The sequence below is a fragment of the Micromonospora sp. NPDC047812 genome (assembly GCF_040704175.1).
GTDB lineage: Bacteria > Actinomycetota > Actinomycetes > Mycobacteriales > Micromonosporaceae > Micromonospora.
Genome location: NZ_JBEYRY010000003.1, coordinates 128,378 through 144,859, shown reverse-complemented (window position 1 = coordinate 144,859; position 16,482 = coordinate 128,378). Strand labels below are relative to the sequence as shown.

The window sequence follows — 16,482 nt, the reverse complement described above, 5'->3', positions numbered from 1 at the left end:
CCTGCCACATCCGGCAGCGGGCGCCGCCGGGTGATCGCCGGGTGATCGCCGGCGTCGGCCTACTTCTTGCCCTTGGCGCCGCGGCGCAGGACGAGGCGGGCGCCGCTCCAGTCCCGGCCGGCGTTGACGGTGGAGGTCTGCTGGAGGCCGGCGGTGGGCGCGGACTCGGCGACCTCGCTCGGCTCGACGTGCCCCTCGCGCCCCGCCTTGGGCGTGAGCAGCCACACGACACCGTTGTCGGCCAGCGGGCCGAGGGCGTCGACGAGAAGCTCGAAGAGGTCACCGTCGCCGTCGCGGTACCAGACCAGCACCGCGTCGACCACCTCGTCGGTGTCCTCGTCGACCAGCTCTCCACAGCGGTCGGTCAGGGCGTCACGGAGATCCTGGTCGACGTCGTCGTCGTACCCCATCTCCATGACGACCATCCCCGGTTCGATCCCGAACCGGTCCGCCAGGCTGCGTACCCCGTCGGCGGCCTGACCAGCGGTCGCGCTCACTGTCGCGTGCCTCCTCATCTCATCCCTGCCCGCGGCGCCGCGTCGACGCCGTCAGGCAAAGTCCACACAGTTGTGGCTCCCCGCGCAAGTGGCGCACCGGGTGGAACGGAATTTACCGTGCCAGAAGCGTGCGGGCACCCTGGGTAATTGCTTCCTCGGAGACCAGAACCTGACGGGCCGCCGGACCTAATGGTACAAACGAGTCAACTCCGGCCACTCGCCGCGCTGCCCCGACATATCCGGCATCCACCAGGGCCGCGATGACCCCCTCGCCGACCCCGCCGGAGCGGCGCGTCTCGTCCACGACCAGCACCCTGCCGGTCGCCGCCGCCTCCCGGATGACGTCGGCCACCGGCAGCGGGGACAGCCAGCGCAGGTCCACCACCCGGGTGCCGATCCCCTCGTCGGCGAGGGTCGCCGCCGCGCGCAGCGACATCGGCACTCCATTACCGAACGTGATGATCGTGACGTCCTCGGCGGAGCCGACGCCGTAGACGCGGGCCCGCCCGATCGGCACGTGACCGCCGGTCCACGCGCCGGGCTCCGCGTAGTGCGCCAGCCACTCACCGTCACCTTCGGCGTACAGGTCGCGGGTGTGGTAGAGCGCGATCGGCTCCAGGAAGACGCAGACGCTGCCGTCCACCGCCGCGCTGGCCAGGCAGGTGCGCAGCATGGGCGCGGCGTCGTCCGGCCGCGCCGGCACCGCGATCACCAGGCCCGGCACGTCCCGGAGTACGGCCACCGAGTTGTCGTTGTGGAAGTGCCCGCCGCCCTCCTGGTACGCCAGGCCGGCCACCCGCACCACCATCGGGTTACGGAAGGCGCCCTGGGAGAGGAACTGCATCGTGGCGGCCTCGCCACGCACCTGGTCCTCGGCGTTGTGCAGGTACGCCAGGGACTGGATCTCGGGCACGGGCAGCATCCCGGCCAGCCCGGCGCCGAGCCCCAGCCCGAGGATCGAGGTCTCGTCGAGCAGCGTGTCGAAGACCCGGGCCGCGCCGAAGCGGTCGCGCAGCCCCTCGGTCACCCCGTGGACGCCGCCCCTGGCGCCGACGTCCTCGCCGAACACGGCCATCTGGGGGTGGTCGAGCATCCCGTCGGCGAGCGCGGCGTTGATGCTCTGCGCCAGCGTCAGCGGGCCGGTCAGCTCGGGCGGCCGGCCACCGAACGCCTCCGTACGGGCGGCGGCGCCGGGGCCTGCGGCGCGGGCCGCCGCGTCGGCCACCGCCCGGGCGAGGCGGACCGGCCGGCGCGGGGCCAGCGGGGCCAGCACCTCCGCGGGTGCGGTCAGCTTCGGCTCGTCCAGCACCTCCTCGGCGATCCGGCGCACCTGCCAGCCGATCTCGTCGTAGCGGGCCAGCAGTTCCCCACCGGTGGCGACCCCCGCCCCGACCAGCAGCCGCGCGGTGCCGGCCAGCGGGTCGCGGTCGAGGTCGGCGGCGATCTCCTCGGCGCTGCGGTAGGCGGTCTCGGCGTCCGCGCCGGAGTGCCCCATCAGCCGCACGGTCGACAGGTGGAGCACGGCGGGGCGGCGGTGCCGGCGCACCCAGGCCGCCGCCTCGGCCGCCACCTCGTACGCCCGCACCAGGTCGTCGCCGTCCGCGGCGAAGTAGCGGACACCCGGCTTAGAGCGCAGCGTGGTCTCCACCCACCCCTTCGGGGAGCGGACGCTGAGGCCCAGGCCGTTGTCCTCGCAGACGAAGAGCACCGGGATGCGCAGGCCGGTGTGGTCGTACCAGCCGGCGGTGTTGAACGCGGCAGTGGCGCTGGCGTGGTTGACCGAGGCGTCGCCGAACGAGCAGACCACGATGGCGTCCGACGGCCAGGACGCCTGCGCGGCGCCCCCGCCGCTGCCGACCCGCACCCCGTCCCGCCGGCCAAAGGTCTCCAGCCGGCGCAGCCGCTCCACCGCCAGTCCCATCCCGACGGCGCGGGGCAGGTGCGAGGCGATGGTGGGGGTGGTCGGGACAACGGCCAGGTCGGCGCGGCCGAAGACCTTGTGCCGCCCGCCGGCGATCGGCTCGTGGCTGGAGGCGACCATGCCCCGCAGCACGTCGCGGGCCGCCTCGGCGTACCCCGGGCGGAGCGGCCGGTCCACGACGGATCCGGAGCCGGCGGTCGGCTCCTCCGGGGCCGGGGCGTCCGGTGCGGAGGGGTCGCCGGGCCCGTCCGGGTCGGCCAGCGCGGCCTCGACCGGCCGGTCCGCCGCAACCGGCTGGTCGACCTCGCCCTGCTCGGCCCCGGGCCGCTCGCCCGGGGTCGACCGGGCGGCCTGGTCGGCGCGGACGCAGTAGAAGGCGCCCGCGCGGTAGTGCAGCAGCGCCGGGTCGGTGGCGCGCAGCGCGGCGGCGACCGCGGCGTTTCCCTCGTGGCCGGCCGAGCCGATCGTGTGGAAGCCCTCGCCGAAGCTGTGCAGCCACCGGCCGGCCAGGTCGAGCTGGCGGCTGGTGGCCTGCGCGTCGAAGAGGTCCAGCGCCCGCGCGCCGGTCAGCGTCGTGTCGTCGGTGACCGGCCGTGCGGAATCACGCCGCTGCGGCGGAGCGGCAAGCGCGGCCAGCGTCTCCCGGAACCGGTCGTCGAGATCTTGCGGGGTGGTCACGTCGGACAGCATTACCGACGAGCGGCCCGTGCGCCCACTCGGACACGAATGACGCGGTGTCGTTCAGTCGTCGTCGCACCGCTCGGGGCAGCCGCCGTCGGAGACCTTCCAGACCAGCTCGCGCAGGGTCGCCAGCTCCTCGACGGTGAGCCCGGCGAGCAGGCGGGAGTCCGTCATGACCTGGTGCACCCGGGCCCGCACCTGCCGCCCCGGCCCGGTCACCACCAGCGTCTTCTGCCGCCGGTCGGCGGGGTCGGGGTGCCGCTCGACCAGCCCGGCCCGCTCCAGCTTGTCGACCAGGGCGGTCACGTTGGAGCGGTCGCAGCCCAGCCCTTCGGCGAGGTCGCGGGCCGGCAGCGGCCGGTCGGGGTCCAGCTCGTGCAGCGCCCGCGCGGTCGCGGGGGTCAGCCCCAGCTCGGCGATCTCCAGATCCTGGTGGTGGCGCAGCGCGGCGGCGACGTGCGTGATCCGGCGCACCACGTCGCCGGCCAGCGCCGCGCGGTCGGCGGGATGCGGCGGGGTGGAGGGGGCGGTGTGCTGCGCCATGCCCCACATCCTACTTGCGGTCAATAGTTTAGTAGCTCTACTGTTTAGCTGCTCACGCAAATCGCGTCGAGCGCCGAACGGAGGCACCCCGCCATGTCCGACTTCTCGGTCCTCGCCATCTCCGGCAGCCTGCGCCACGCGTCGTACAACACCGCGCTGATCCGGGCCGCGCAGCGCCTCGCCCCGGAGCGGCTGACCATCGAGCGGTACGAGGGACTGGGCGCCATCCCGCCCTTCGACGAGGACGTCGAGGCCACGCCGCCGGCGCCCGTGGTCGACCTGCGCCGGCGGGTGGCGGCGGCGGACGCGCTGCTCATCGCCACCCCGGAGTACAACTACGGGGTGCCCGGGGTGCTGAAGAACGCGCTCGACTGGGCGTCCCGGCCGAGCTTCCCGATCACCTCCTGGGTGTCGCCGCTGGCGCACAAGCCGGTGGCCATCATGGGCGCGGCGCCGACCGGCATGGGCACCGTCCGGGCCCAGCTCCAGCTCCGGCAGCTGTTCCTGTGGACCGACTCCACGGTGCTCAGCAAGCCGGAGATCATCGTGACCAACGCGCACGAGAAGATCGCCCAGGACGGCACCGTCACGGACGAGACGACGGCGGCGCTGCTGCGCGGCCTGCTCGACGCCCTGGCCACCCGCATCCGCATCAACCAGCTCGCCGCCGCCTGACCGCTGCCTCCGGGGCGTGCACGCCTACGCCCCTTGCCCGGCGCCGCTCTCGCGCGTATCTTTCGTTCAGAACATATTGAACGTTCGAAACGGGGAGCACATGACGGAACTGTCCGCCCAACGGCACTACGCCGAGGAAGCCGCCGTCGTGCTGAGCGGGCTCGGCCTGCCACCGGCGTACGGCAAGCTGCTCGGCTGGCTGCTGGTCTGCGAACCGCCGTGGCAGACCAGCAGCCAGCTCGCCGAAGGGCTCGGGCTCTCCAAGGGCTCCGTGAGCACCGGCATGCGGATGCTGGAGACCAGCGGCCTGGCCCGGCGGGTGCCGGTGCCGGGCCACCGGGGGCACGCCTACGAGGTCAGGCCGGACGCGATCATCCGGATCGCCGCCGACGCCGCCAAGTTCCGGGTGTTCCGCCAGCTGATGGAGCGAGGGCTGCTCCTCGTCGGCGGCGAGGACGCACCCGGCAGCGAACGGCTGCGGGTGATGCGCGACTTCTACGCGTTCGTCGAACGCGAGGTGCCGAAGCTCGTCGAACGCTTCGAGTCCGAGTACGCGAAGAAGGGAGGCAGGGATGGCTGACCCCGCCATCGAGACCGCGAACCTGGTCAAGACCTACGGGCGCAACCGGGGCCTGACCGGGCTGGACCTGCGGGTCGAGCGCGGCGAGGTGTACGGGTTCCTCGGTCCCAACGGAGCCGGCAAGTCCACCACGATCCGGCTGCTGCTCGACCTGATCCGCCCGTCCAGCGGCCGGATCAGCGTCCTCGGCGCGGACCCCCGCCACGACGGCGTCGCGCTGCGCCGCCGGATCGGCTACCTGGCCGGCGACTTCGTGGTGGACGGCCGGCAGAGCGCCCGGGAACTGCTCACCTACCTGGGCAACCTGCGCGGCGGGGTGCCCAGGGCCCGGATAGCCGAGCTGGCCGCCCGACTCGACCTGGACCTCGGCCGGCGGATCAGGGGGCTCAGCAAGGGCAACCGGCAGAAGGTCGGCGTGGTGCAGGCGTTCATGCACGAACCGGAGCTGCTGATCCTCGACGAGCCGACCAGCGGGCTGGACCCGTTCCTCCAGCAGGAGTTCCTGTCGATGGTGCGGGAGGCCCGCGCCGACGGCCGGACCGTGTTCATGTCCTCGCACGTCATGAGCGAGGTGCAGCAGACCGCCGACCGGGTAGGGATCATCCGCGAGGGTCGGCTGGTCACCGTGGCCCGAGTCGAGGAGCTGCGCGAGCGGGCCGTACGCCGGGTGGAGGTCACCTTCGCCGAGCCGGTCGTCGGGGCGGAGTTCGCCGCCCTGCCCGGCGTGAGCGAGGTGACGGTCACGGGAGCCACCCTGCGCTGCCGCCTCGACGGACGGGCCGACGCCCTGGTCAAGGCGGCCGCCGGGCACACCGTGGTCGGGTTGCTCTGCGAGGAGCCCGACCTGGAGGAGTTGTTCTTCGGCTACTACTCGCGGGAGGAGTCCGCCCGTGCTGCTGCGTGACCCGTTCACCAAGGCCCTGCACGACGCGCGCCGCTCACTGCTCGGCTGGACCGTGGCGATCGTCGCCGTCGGGGCGATGTACGCCTCGTTCTGGCCGACGATGCAGACGCCGGAGATGACGGAGGCGTTGGAGGCGTACCCGGAAGGGCTGCTGGAGGCGTTCAACTACAGCGACCTCACCAGCGCCGCCGGTTATCTCGGCAGCGCGGTGTACGGCCTGCTGGTCCCGCTGCTGGTCGCCGTCTTCGCCATCGCCGGTGGGGCCCGCGCGGTGGCCGGCGACGAGGAGGCCGGCACGCTCGACCTGGTGCTCGCCCACCCGGTCGGCCGGACCCGGCTCGTCCTGCTCCGCTTCGCGGCGGTGGCGGTCGGCATCGTGGCGGTGGCCGTTCTGCTCGGCCTCGCGATGGTCGCGCTGAGCGGGCCGGCGCAGTTCGACGGCATAACCGTCGGCGGCTTCGCGGCGATGACCCTGCACCTGGCCCTGTTCGGGCTGGCCTTCGCCGCGCTCGCCTTCGCCGTCGGCGCGGCCACCGGGCGGCGGGCCGCCGCGCTCGGCGTCGGCGCCGGAGTCGCCGTGCTCGGCTACCTGGCGAACTCGGTCCTGCCCCGGGTGCAGGGGCTGACCTGGGCGCGGGAGCTGTCCCCGTTCCACTGGTACCTGGGGGGCTCGCCGCTGGTCGACGGGGTGCAGCCGGTCGGGGCGCTGCTGCTCGCTGGTGCCACCGCGGCGCTGGCCGCCGTCGGCGCGGTCACCTTCGCCCGGCGCGACGTGGCGGTCTGACCGGGTGGGCTGGAACGGGCGGTCAGCCGGGGAGGAACGAGAAGCGGACGGTCCGGGTCGGGTTGTCGCCGTTGGGGTCGACCAGGCAGACCGACTGCCAGGTGCCCAACGCCAGCCGGCCGTCGACGACCGGCAGCGTCGCGTACGGGGGGACGAACGCCGGCAGGACGTGGTCGCGCCCGTGGCCGGGCGAGCCGTGCCGGTGCCGCCACCGGTCGTCGGTGGGCAGCAGGTCGTCCAGCGCGGCGAGCAGGTCGTCGTCGGACCCCGAGCCGGTCTCGATGATCGCCAGCCCGGCGGTGGCGTGCGGCACGAAGACGTGCAACAGGCCGTCGCCCTGCCCGGCGACGAACCGCTCGGCCTCCGCCGTGATGTCCCGGACGGTCGGCCGGGCCCCGGTCTGGACGGTGATGACCTCACTGCGCATACGACGCATTCTGCCCGAGGGGGTCGACGGCCGCCCACTTCCCACCGGGCGGCCCCGTTGCGCAAAGTTACCGGCGGGTACCTGTGTCGCGCGTCGCGTCTCCGGGCGGTGGGCGTGACGGCGGGTGCCACCAGGAGGCAGGATGGCGCTAGAGACCTATCCCACACAGAACCGAGGGAACGCCTGTGGCTACGGAACGCAAGCGCCCGGTGATCACCGCTGGTCTGCCGAGCCAGCTTCCGGACATCGACCCTGAAGAGACCAGCGAATGGGTCGAGTCGCTCGACGGTGTCATCGACGAGCGCGGGACCAAGCGCGCCCGCTACGTCATGCTGCGCCTGCTGGAGCGGGCCCGCGAGCGCCAGGTCGGGGTGCCGTCGCTGACCACCACCGACTACATCAACACCATCCCGCCGGAGCGCGAACCGTGGTTCCCGGGCGACGAGCACGTGGAACGGCGGATCCGGGCGTACGTCCGGTGGAACGCGGCCATGCTGGTGCACCGGGCGCAGCGCCCCGAGATCGGCGTCGGCGGGCACATCTCCACCTTCGCCAGCTCGGCCTCGCTCTACGAGGTGGGCTTCAACCACTTCTTCCGCGGCAAGGACCACCCGGGCGGCGGCGACCACATCTTCTACCAGGGCCACGCCTCGCCCGGCATGTACGCGCGGGCGTTCCTGGAGGGGCGGCTGACCGAGCACCAGCTCGACGGGTTCCGCCAGGAGCTGTCGCACCCGGGCGGCGGCCTGCCGTCGTACCCGCACCCCCGGCTCATGCCGGACTTCTGGGAGTTCCCCACGGTCTCGATGGGCCTGGGCGGGCTGAACGCGATCTACCAGGCGCGGTTCAACCGCTACCTGCACCACCGGGGCATCAAGGACACCTCGGACCAGCACGTGTGGGCGTACCTGGGCGACGGCGAGATGGACGAGCCGGAGACGCTCGGCGCGATCGGCGTGGCCGCCCGCGAGGAGCTGGACAACCTCACCTTCGTGATCAACTGCAACCTCCAGCGGCTCGACGGGCCGGTGCGCGGCAACGGCAAGGTCATGCAGGAGCTGGAGGCGTTCTTCCGGGGCGCCGGCTGGAACGTCATCAAGGTGGTCTGGGGCCGCGAGTGGGACCCGCTGCTCGCCGCGGACACCGACGGCGCGCTGGTCAACCTGATGAACACCACGCCCGACGGTGACTACCAGACCTACAAGGCGGAGTCCGGGGCGTACGTCCGGGAGCACTTCTTCGGTCGCGACCAGCGGACCCGCAAGATGGTCGAGGATCTCAGCGACGACGAGATCTGGAACCTCAAGCGGGGCGGGCACGACTACCGCAAGCTCTACGCGGCCTACAAGGCGGCGATGGAGCACACCGGCCAGCCGACCGTCATCCTGGCCAAGACGATCAAGGGCTGGACGCTGGGCTCGCACTTCGAGGGCCGCAACGCCACCCACCAGATGAAGAAGCTGACGCTGGAGGACCTGAAGACCTTCCGCGACCGGCTCTACCTGGACATCCCGGACAAGGTGCTGGAGGACAACCCCTACCTGCCGCCGTACTACACGCCGGGCGAGAAGTCCGACGAGATCGCCTACCTCAAGGAGCGGCGCCAGCAGCTCGGCGGCTACCTGCCGTCGCGGCGCTCCGGCCAGAAGCGGCTGGCCATCCCCGGCCCGGAGCGCTTCGCCGACGTCAAGCGCGGCTCGGGCAAGCAGAAGGTGGCCACCACGATGGCCTTCGTCCGCCTGCTCAAGGACGTGATGAAGGACAAGGAGTTCGGCAAGCGCTGGGTGCCGATCATCCCCGACGAGGCCCGCACCTTCGGCATGGACTCGCTCTTCCCGACGCAGAAGATCTACTCGCCGCACGGTCAGCGCTACACCTCGGTCGACCGGGAGCTGTTCCTGTCGTACAAGGAGGCCATCGGCGGGCAGATCCTGCACGAGGGGATCAACGAGGCCGGCTCGGTCGCCTCGTTCACGGCGGCGGGCTCGGCGTACGCCACCCACGACGAGCCGATGATCCCGATGTACATCTTCTACTCGATGTTCGGGTTCCAGCGCACCGCCGACGGGCTGTGGGCCGCCGCCGACCAGATGGCCCGGGGCTTCCTGCTCGGCGCCACCGCCGGCCGGACCACGCTCAACGGCGAGGGGCTCCAGCACGAGGACGGCCACTCGCACCTGATCGCCGCGACCAACCCGGCGGTGGTCGCGTACGACCCGGCGTTCGCGTTCGAGATCGCGCACATCGTGGAGAACGGCCTGCACCGGATGTACGGCGAGGCGCAGGAGAACGTCTTCTACTACCTGACGATCTACAACGAGCCGATCCTCCAGCCGGCGGAGCCGGAGGGGGTGGACGTCGAGGGGCTGCTCAAGGGCATCTACCGCTACTCCCCCGCCCCGTCGGTGGGCGACGACGCGCCGAAGGCCAACGTGCTCGCCTCGGGCACCGGCATGCAGTGGGCGCTCAAGGCGCAGCAGCTGCTGGCTCAGGACTGGGGCGTGGCCGCCGACGTCTGGTCGGTGACCTCCTGGACGGAGCTGCGCCGGGACGCGGTGCAGTGCGAGGAGCACAACCTGCTCAACCCGGGCGCGGAGCAGCGGGTGCCGTACATCCAGCAGAAGCTGGCCGACGCCGAGGGCCCGAAGGTCGCGGTCAGCGACTGGATGCGCGCGGTGCCGGACCTGATCGCCCGCTGGGTGCCCGGCGACTACACCTCGCTCGGCACCGACGGGTTCGGCATGTCCGACACCCGGCACGCCCTGCGCCGGCACTTCCACGTCGACGCCGAGTCGGTGGTGGTGGCGACGCTGCGGCAGCTCGCCCTGCGCGGCACGGTGCCGGCGAGCGTGCCGGCCGAGGCGGCCAAGAAGTACGCCATCGAGGACGTCAACGCGGCCCCGGTCGGCGAGACCGGCGGCGACAGCTAGGACGTACGCGACGAAGGGCCCGGCGCGGGTGCGCCGGGCCCTTCGTCGTCCGACGAGCGAAGCGGCGGTGGTCCGGAGTCCCTGGCGGGGACACCGGGCCACCGCCGTCGCGGGTGACGCCAGGACGTGCCCGGCTCAGCCGACGGCGGCCAGATCGGTCAGCCGGGCGAGCGAGTCCTCCAGGTCGGCGCCGACCCTGCGCAGGCCGAGGCGGAGCAGGGCGGCCTTGACCGGACCGGCCGGCCAGCGTACGACGATGAGCCGCACGATCGTCCCGCCCTCCTCCTCGTCCGCGGTGAGCTGGACGTAGATCTCGGTGCGCGCCTCCGCCCGGGCACCGGCGCCCTTGGCGCGTTCGCGCCAGCCGATCAGGGTCGGCGCCTGATAGGCGATCACCTCGGCCTCATGCGCGGCGCCACGTCCGGCCTGGACGAGTTGTCGTCGCCCGAAGCCCTCTCCCGAGAGCACCTCGGCCGCACGGACCCCCGCCAGCCAGGCCGGCAACTGCTCGGCCCGCTGCACGACGTCCCAGACCGCTTCCACTGGCGCCATCACGTGCGCACTGCGTTCCACGAGGATCATTTCCGTCTTTCCTCCAGTGAGGACATCCCACGATATCGGCACTCTATGCGCAAATTCGGACGTACTAGGACGGGTTTGGAAAAGACACGCCGAAATCCATTGCGCTGCGGCGCCGGAAGACCTATGGCGCATCGATCGACGGCGCTCTAGAGTCGCGAACACGATTCACGTACGCCGGGAGGACGCATGTCGACCGCAGCGATGCCCGAGTTCCCCGCCGGTTTCCGCTGGGGAGTGTCCACCTCCGCCTACCAGATCGAGGGCGGCGTCGACGAGAACGGGCGGGGAGCGTCCATCTGGGACACCTTCGCCCACACCCCCGGGCGGATCGCCGACGGCAGCACCGGCGACGTGGCCTGCGACCACTACCACCGGCACGCCGAGGACGTCGCGCTGCTGGCCGGGCTGGGCGTCTCGGCGTACCGCTTCTCGATCGCCTGGCCCCGGGTGCGGCCCACCGGCGACGGCCCGGTCGACGCGCGCGGGCTGGACTTCTACGACCGGCTCGTCGACGACCTGCTCGCCCACGGCGTCGACCCGGTCGCCACGCTCTTCCACTGGGACCTGCCGCAGGCCATCGAGGACGCGGGCGGCTGGCTGAACCGGGACACCGCCCACCGCTTCGCCGAGTACGCCGACGCGACCGCCGCCCGCCTCGGCGACCGGGTGAAGCTCTGGATCACCCTCAACGAGCCGTTCATCCACATGAGCCTCGGCCACGGCACGGGCGAGCACGCCCCTGGCCGGACGCTGTTCTTCGACGCCTTCCCGGTGGCCCACCACCAACTGCTCGCCCACGGCCTCGCCGTCGCCGCGCTGCGGACGCGCACCACCAGCCCGATCGCCATCGCCAACAACTACTCGCCCGTGCGGCCGGCCGGGGACACCGACGCCGACCGGGCGGCCGTCGCCGCGTACGAGGCACTGCACAACCGCCTCTTCACCGACCCGCTGTTCGGCCGGGGCTACCCCGACGGGCTCGGCTTCGACACCGCCGTGATGCGCGCCGGGGACCTCGACGTGATCGCCGCGCCGATCGACGTGCTGGGCGTCAACTACTACAACCCGACCGGCGTACGCGCCCCGCAGGAGGGCTCGCCGCTGCCGTTCGAGTTCGTACCGCTCGACGGATACCCGCGCACCGCCTTCGACTGGCCGGTCGCCCCCGACGGGCTGCGCGAGCTGCTCGGCTGGCTGCACCGCACGTACGCCGGCGACCTGCCGCCGATCCAGGTCACCGAGAGCGGCTGCGCCTACGACGACACGCCCGACGCCGACGGCCGGGTGCACGACCCGGAGCGCATCGCCTACCTCGACGGACACCTGCGCGCCGTACGCGCGGCGATGGCCGAGGGCGTCGACGTGACCGGCTACTTCGTCTGGTCGCTGCTGGACAACTGGGAGTGGGCGGAGGGCTTCACCAAGCGCTTCGGCCTCGTGCACGTCGACTTCGACACCCAGCTCCGTACGCCCAAGTCCTCGTACGCCTGGTTCCGTGACCTGATCGCCCGGCCGTGACCACCGTCGATCCGACGCCCGCGTCGCTGCCGGCGGCGCTCGCCGAGCCGACGGTGCCGGTGCGGCGGGGCTGGATCGCGCTGATCTTCGCGGCGAACCTCGGGGTCTGGATGGCGTTCTTCACGCCGATCCAGGTGCTGCTGCCGCAGCAGCTGGGGCGGATCGCGCCGGCCGACAAGGAGACCGCGCTGGCCGTGGTCACCGGCCTCGGCGCGCTCGCCGCGGTGCTCGCCAACCCCCTCGCCGGGGCGCTGTCGGACCGGACCTGCCTGCGGCTGGCCGGGCGGGAGTTCGGCCGGCGGCACGTCTGGACCGGCGGCGGCGCGCTGCTCGGCGCGGCGGCCCTGGTGCTGCTGGCGCAGCAGCGCACCGTCGCCGGGGTCGCACTCGGCTGGGTCGCCGCGCAGGTCTGCTTCAACGCGATGCTGGCCAGCCTCACCGCCGCCGTGCCGGACCGGGTGCCGGTCGCCCAGCGGGGCGGCGTCTCCGGCTGGGTCGGCATCCCCCAGGCGCTGGGGCTGGTGCTCGGGGTGGTGCTGGTCACCGCCGTGGTGAGCGGCACCGCCGCCGGCTACGTGGCGATGGCGGCGGCGGTGCTGCTGCTGGCCCTGCCGTTCGCGCTGCTCACCGCCGACGACCCGCTGCCCCGGGCGCACCGGCCGGCGCTGCGGTGGCGTGCCCTGCTCGCGTCGATGTGGATCTCGCCGCGCCGCCACCCCGACTTCGGCTGGGCCTGGATCACCCGCTTCCTGGTGCAGCTCGGCAACGCCCTCGGCACGCTCTACCTGCTCTACTTCCTCACCGACGAGGTACGCCACGTCGACCCCGAGGGCGGCCTGCTGGTGCTGATCCTGCTCTACACGGCCGGCCTGGCGGCCACCGCCGTGGTGGCCGGGCGGCTGTCGGACCGCTCCGGCCGGCGCAAGGTCTTCGTCATCACCGCCGGCGGGATCATGGCGGTCGCCGCGCTGCTGCTGGCCGTCGCGCCGGTCTGGCCGGTGGCCGTGCTCGTCGCGCTGCTGCTCGGCGCCGGCTACGGCGTCTACCTGTCGGTGGACGCCGCGCTCATCACCCAGGTGCTGCCGGCCGCGGCCGACCGGGCCAAGGACCTGGGCGTGATCAACATCGCCAACTCCGCCCCGCAGGTGCTCGGGCCGGCGATCTCCGCCCCGCTCGTGGTGCACCTCGGCGGCTATCCGGTGCTCTACGCGGTCACCGCGGCGGTCACCGTGCTGGGCAGCGCCCTGGTGCTGAAGATCCGCTCGGTGCCCTGAGCCGCACCCCTGGCGGAATCCGGTCGCGGGCCGCCGTAGGCTGGGGACGTGACGGTACGTGTACGCTTCGCCCCCTCCCCGACCGGTATGTTCCACGTCGGCGGCGCCCGCTCGGCGCTGCAGAACTGGATCTACGCCAAGCAGCAGGGCGGGGTGTTCGTGCTCCGCATCGAGGACACCGACGCGGCCCGCAACAAGCCGGAGTGGACCGAGGGCATCCTCTCCGCGCTGGACTGGATCGGCATCGAGCGCGGCAGCTACGAGGGCCCCCACTTCCAGTCCCAGTACGCCGGCGAGCACCGGGCCGCCGCCGCGCGGCTGCACGAGTCCGGCCGCGCGTACTACTGCGACTGCACCCGGGAGGCCGTGCAGGCCCGCACCGGCTCGCAGTACCAGGGCTACGACGGCTTCTGCCGCGACCGGGGCCTGCCGGCCGGCGAGGGGCGCGCCCTGCGCTTCCGCACGCCCGACGAGGGCGAGACCGTGGTGGTCGACCTGATCCGCGGCGAGCCCACCTTCGAGAACAAGCTGATCGAGGACTTCGTCATCGCCCGGGGCGACGGCTCGCCGGTCTTCCTGCTCGCCAACGTGGTCGACGACATGACCATGGGGATCACCCACGTGATCCGGGCGGAGGAGCACCTGCCCAACACCCCCAAGCAGCAGCTCCTCTGGGACGCCCTCGGGGTCAAGCCGCCGATCTGGGCGCACGTGCCGGTCGTGGTCAACGAGAAGCGGCAGAAGCTCTCCAAGCGCCGGGACAAGGTGGCGCTGGAGGCGTTCCGCGACGAGGGCTACCTGGCCGAGGCGATGCGCAACTACCTGATGCTGCTCGGCTGGGCGCCGTCGGGCGACCGGGAGATCGTCCCGTGGTCGGTGATCGAGCAGGAGTACCGCCTGGAGGAGGTCAACCCCTCCCCGGCGTTCTTCGACGAGAAGAAGCTCCGGGCGTTCAACGGCGAGTACATCCGGGCGCTCGGAGTCGAGGAGTTCGTCGAGGCCTGCCGGCCGTGGCTGACCGGCACCGGCACCATCGCCCCGCCGCCGTGGCAGCCCGAGGAGTTCGACGCGGACGCCTTCGCGGCCGTGGCCCCGCTGGCGCAGACCCGGATCGCGCTGCTCAGCGAGATCGTGCCGAACGTCGACTTCCTCTTCCTCGCCTCGCCGCTGATCGACGAGGCCGCCTGGGCCAAGGCGATGAAGGAGGGTTCGGCGGAGCTGCTGGACGCCGCCACGGCGGCGTTCGAGGCGCTCGAGTCCTGGGACGCGGAGACGCTGAAGTCGACGCTGGAGGCGGTCGGCGCCGAGCGCGGGCTCAAGCTCGGCAAGGCCCAGGCCCCGGTGCGCGTCGCGGTCACCGGCCGCACCGTCGGGCTGCCGCTGTTCGAGTCGTTGGAGGTGCTCGGCCGCGAGCGCGTCCTGAGCCGGCTGCGCGCCGCCCGGGTCCGCCTGGTCTGAGCCGCCACGCGGGCCACACCGCGCCAGCGCGACGTACCCCTCGGCGCCCGGACCGTCCGGTCCGGGCGCCGAGGCGTCGGGGCGTCGGGGCGGGCGCCCAGGCGTCGGGGCGTCGGGGCGGGCGCCGCTCAGCGACGGGCGGAGCGGCGGCGCAGCAGCAGGCCGGCCGCGAGGGCGGCGAGGAGAAGCACGCCGCCGAGGGCCCACAGCCAGCCGCGACCGGCCGCGTCGTCGCTCTCCTTCGCCGCCGGCACCGCGGATCCCGGCGAGCCCGCGCCCGCCGGATCGGGCACTGCCGAGGTCGGCGCGGCACCGGGCGAGGGCGGTACGGCCGACGCCGGAGCGGTCGGGCCAGCGGTGCCCGCGCCGGTCGGCGACTCGGCGGGGGTGCCGGTGGTCAGGGTGAACCGCACCTCACCGGAGACCGGGTGCCCGTCGCTGGACGCCACCCGGTAGTCGACGATGTACAGCCCCGCCCGGCCCGGCTTGAACGGCACGCTCACCCGCGAGCCGGAGAAGGTCGCCGCGCCGCCCAGCGCGGCCACGTTGTCCGGACCGGTGACTGTGATCTTCGTCGTATTCGGGTCCACCTTCGCCAGGAAACGCAGCTCGATCCGGGACGGCGCCTCGGCCACCCGGGCGCCGTTGCGCGGATCGCTGCCGGTCAGCGAGTTGTGGGCGGCTGCCGGCGCGGCCGGCAACAACAACGACACACCGAGCGCCACGCCGAGCACCACTGGCCAGGTGCGCGCCACTCGTGGGAACCTGCCCCCCATGAACCCCTCCGTAAAGGTACGATCCGCCCGCTGATCAACGGCTACCGTTCATTGGTCGGGCCGGGATCACAGATAGTTCCAATTACTGTTCCACGAGCTGCAACCGATCGACGTTCTGCGCAGTCTTGAGGGTGGCACCCTGCACGGGTTCGGTCACCCCCGTCAGCCAACCAACGCGTGACCTGCAGCAAGCCAGCCATCGAACGGGGCGAGGAGGCGGCGATGGTCCGAACGATGCGGCGGTTGGTCGCGGTGTTGGCGGGCGGGCTCGCGGCGGCGGTCCTGTCGCTCGGTCCGGCCGGGACGGCGACGGCGGCACCGAAGCCCCCACCGGCCGGAGTGGAGATCACCGGGCATGGGTTGGCGGAGCCGCTGCGGCTGCGCGCCGAGGCCCAACCGGCGCACGTGGTGGCCATCATCGACCAGGTCAACTTCCTCGGCCGTACGGGGCAGCCCAAGGGCCCGAAGGCGGCCGACCTCGGTCCGAAGTACACCCTCGTGGTGTTCGCCGGTGACGTCCCGAAGCAGACGTACGACCTCTACCCGAAGGCGGTCGGCGGGCCGCGCGTCTACCGCCCGGCCAAGCAGCCGGACGCCCGCAAGACCGTCGCGGGCTGGTTCCTGGGCCGGCTCAGCATGTCGGAGACCCTCCGCACGGCGGGCGTGCCGCTGGAGCGGCAGTTCGACACCGTCAGCGGGGGCGTCGGCGGCGGCGAGCGGGTCATCCCGGAGGACGCCCTCAACCCGGCGAAGGACATCGACGAGGCGCTCGGCGAGTTGCAGCGGCTGCTGCTGCTCAACGTCGCGGTGGTGCTGGTCATCACGTCGGGGCTCGCCGGGATCGCGCTGCTGGTCCGCCGCCGCACCCGCTGACCCGCGCAGCCCGACCGTCATCCGACACCCCACCGCCCTCGCCGGGCCGGCGCGAGCCG

The 16,482-nt window shown here is 72.9% G+C and carries 15 protein-coding genes; 9 read left to right on the top strand and 6 right to left on the bottom strand.

What is annotated here, in order from left to right; translation table 11 throughout:
- Positions 1-59 precede the first annotated feature (59 nt).
- The 3 genes from AB0883_RS15655 to AB0883_RS15645 all read right to left on the bottom strand — a co-directional run bounded on the left by AB0883_RS15655 (position 60) and on the right by AB0883_RS15645 (position 3,642).
- Complete coding sequence (locus AB0883_RS15655; RefSeq protein ID WP_121400356.1) at positions 60-497, bottom strand: DUF3052 domain-containing protein; 438 nt, start codon at positions 495-497, stop codon at positions 60-62.
- A gap of 112 nt (positions 498-609) precedes the next feature.
- Positions 610-3,108, bottom strand: a complete 2,499-nt coding sequence (locus AB0883_RS15650) for a transketolase C-terminal domain-containing protein (protein WP_366641865.1) — start codon at positions 3,106-3,108, stop codon at positions 610-612.
- A gap of 51 nt (positions 3,109-3,159) precedes the next feature.
- Positions 3,160-3,642, bottom strand: coding sequence for a MarR family winged helix-turn-helix transcriptional regulator (locus AB0883_RS15645; protein WP_366641864.1), 483 nt, complete (start codon positions 3,640-3,642; stop codon positions 3,160-3,162).
- Positions 3,643-3,735: 93 nt separating this feature from the next.
- Between AB0883_RS15645 and AB0883_RS15640 the strand changes: the two genes are divergently transcribed.
- The 4 genes from AB0883_RS15640 to AB0883_RS15625 all read left to right on the top strand — a co-directional run bounded on the left by AB0883_RS15640 (position 3,736) and on the right by AB0883_RS15625 (position 6,585).
- The gene (locus AB0883_RS15640; RefSeq protein ID WP_366641863.1) at positions 3,736-4,317 is read left to right on the top strand and encodes an NADPH-dependent FMN reductase; all 582 of its coding nucleotides are present in this window, start codon (positions 3,736-3,738) and stop codon (positions 4,315-4,317) included.
- 100 nt (positions 4,318-4,417) lie between these two features.
- Positions 4,418-4,897: a MarR family transcriptional regulator gene (locus AB0883_RS15635; RefSeq protein ID WP_366641861.1), complete on the top strand. Its 480-nt coding sequence runs from the start codon at positions 4,418-4,420 to the stop codon at positions 4,895-4,897.
- Positions 4,890-5,801 (top strand): ABC transporter ATP-binding protein, encoded by a 912-nt coding sequence (locus AB0883_RS15630; protein WP_366641860.1) that lies wholly within the window; start codon positions 4,890-4,892, stop codon positions 5,799-5,801. Before AB0883_RS15635 ends, AB0883_RS15630 begins: the two co-directional genes overlap by 8 nt.
- On the top strand, positions 5,788-6,585 hold the full coding sequence (locus AB0883_RS15625) for an ABC transporter permease subunit (protein WP_366641859.1): 798 nt from the start codon (positions 5,788-5,790) through the stop codon (positions 6,583-6,585). The genes AB0883_RS15630 and AB0883_RS15625 overlap by 14 nt, the downstream gene beginning before the upstream one ends.
- 22 nt (positions 6,586-6,607) lie before the next feature.
- On the opposite strand, the gene AB0883_RS15620 is transcribed toward AB0883_RS15625, so the two are convergent.
- Entirely contained in the window at positions 6,608-7,012 is a 405-nt protein-coding gene (locus AB0883_RS15620) for a YjbQ family protein (protein ID WP_132237228.1), read from the bottom strand.
- 185 nt (positions 7,013-7,197) lie between these two features.
- On the opposite strand from AB0883_RS15620, the gene aceE reads away from it, so the two are divergent.
- Complete coding sequence (aceE, locus tag AB0883_RS15615; RefSeq protein WP_366641858.1) at positions 7,198-9,942, top strand: pyruvate dehydrogenase (acetyl-transferring), homodimeric type; 2,745 nt, start codon at positions 7,198-7,200, stop codon at positions 9,940-9,942.
- 135 nt (positions 9,943-10,077) lie between these two features.
- Here aceE and AB0883_RS15610 read toward each other — a convergent pair whose 3' ends face one another.
- Complete coding sequence (locus AB0883_RS15610) at positions 10,078-10,524, bottom strand: SRPBCC family protein (RefSeq protein WP_121400347.1); 447 nt, start codon at positions 10,522-10,524, stop codon at positions 10,078-10,080.
- 186 nt (positions 10,525-10,710) lie between these two features.
- On the opposite strand from AB0883_RS15610, the gene AB0883_RS15605 reads away from it, so the two are divergent.
- From AB0883_RS15605 to gltX, 3 genes are read left to right on the top strand one after another with little or no spacing between them, the layout of a single operon-like run.
- Positions 10,711-12,042 (top strand): GH1 family beta-glucosidase, encoded by a 1,332-nt coding sequence (locus AB0883_RS15605; RefSeq protein ID WP_366641857.1) that lies wholly within the window; start codon positions 10,711-10,713, stop codon positions 12,040-12,042.
- Positions 12,039-13,316, top strand: a complete 1,278-nt coding sequence (locus tag AB0883_RS15600) for an MFS transporter (protein ID WP_366641856.1) — start codon at positions 12,039-12,041, stop codon at positions 13,314-13,316. The genes AB0883_RS15605 and AB0883_RS15600 overlap by 4 nt, the downstream gene beginning before the upstream one ends.
- A 48-nt stretch (positions 13,317-13,364) precedes the next feature.
- Positions 13,365-14,774: a glutamate--tRNA ligase gene (gene gltX, locus AB0883_RS15595; protein ID WP_366641855.1), complete on the top strand. Its 1,410-nt coding sequence runs from the start codon at positions 13,365-13,367 to the stop codon at positions 14,772-14,774.
- Between the two features lie 128 nt (positions 14,775-14,902).
- Here the strand turns inward: gltX and AB0883_RS15590 are convergent, their stop codons facing one another.
- On the bottom strand, positions 14,903-15,529 hold the full coding sequence (locus AB0883_RS15590; RefSeq protein ID WP_366641854.1) for a copper resistance protein CopC: 627 nt from the start codon (positions 15,527-15,529) through the stop codon (positions 14,903-14,905).
- Between the two features lie 243 nt (positions 15,530-15,772).
- On the opposite strand from AB0883_RS15590, the gene AB0883_RS15585 reads away from it, so the two are divergent.
- The gene (locus AB0883_RS15585; protein ID WP_366641853.1) at positions 15,773-16,423 is read left to right on the top strand and encodes a hypothetical protein; all 651 of its coding nucleotides are present in this window, start codon (positions 15,773-15,775) and stop codon (positions 16,421-16,423) included.
- The last annotated feature ends 59 nt before the right edge of the window (positions 16,424-16,482 follow it).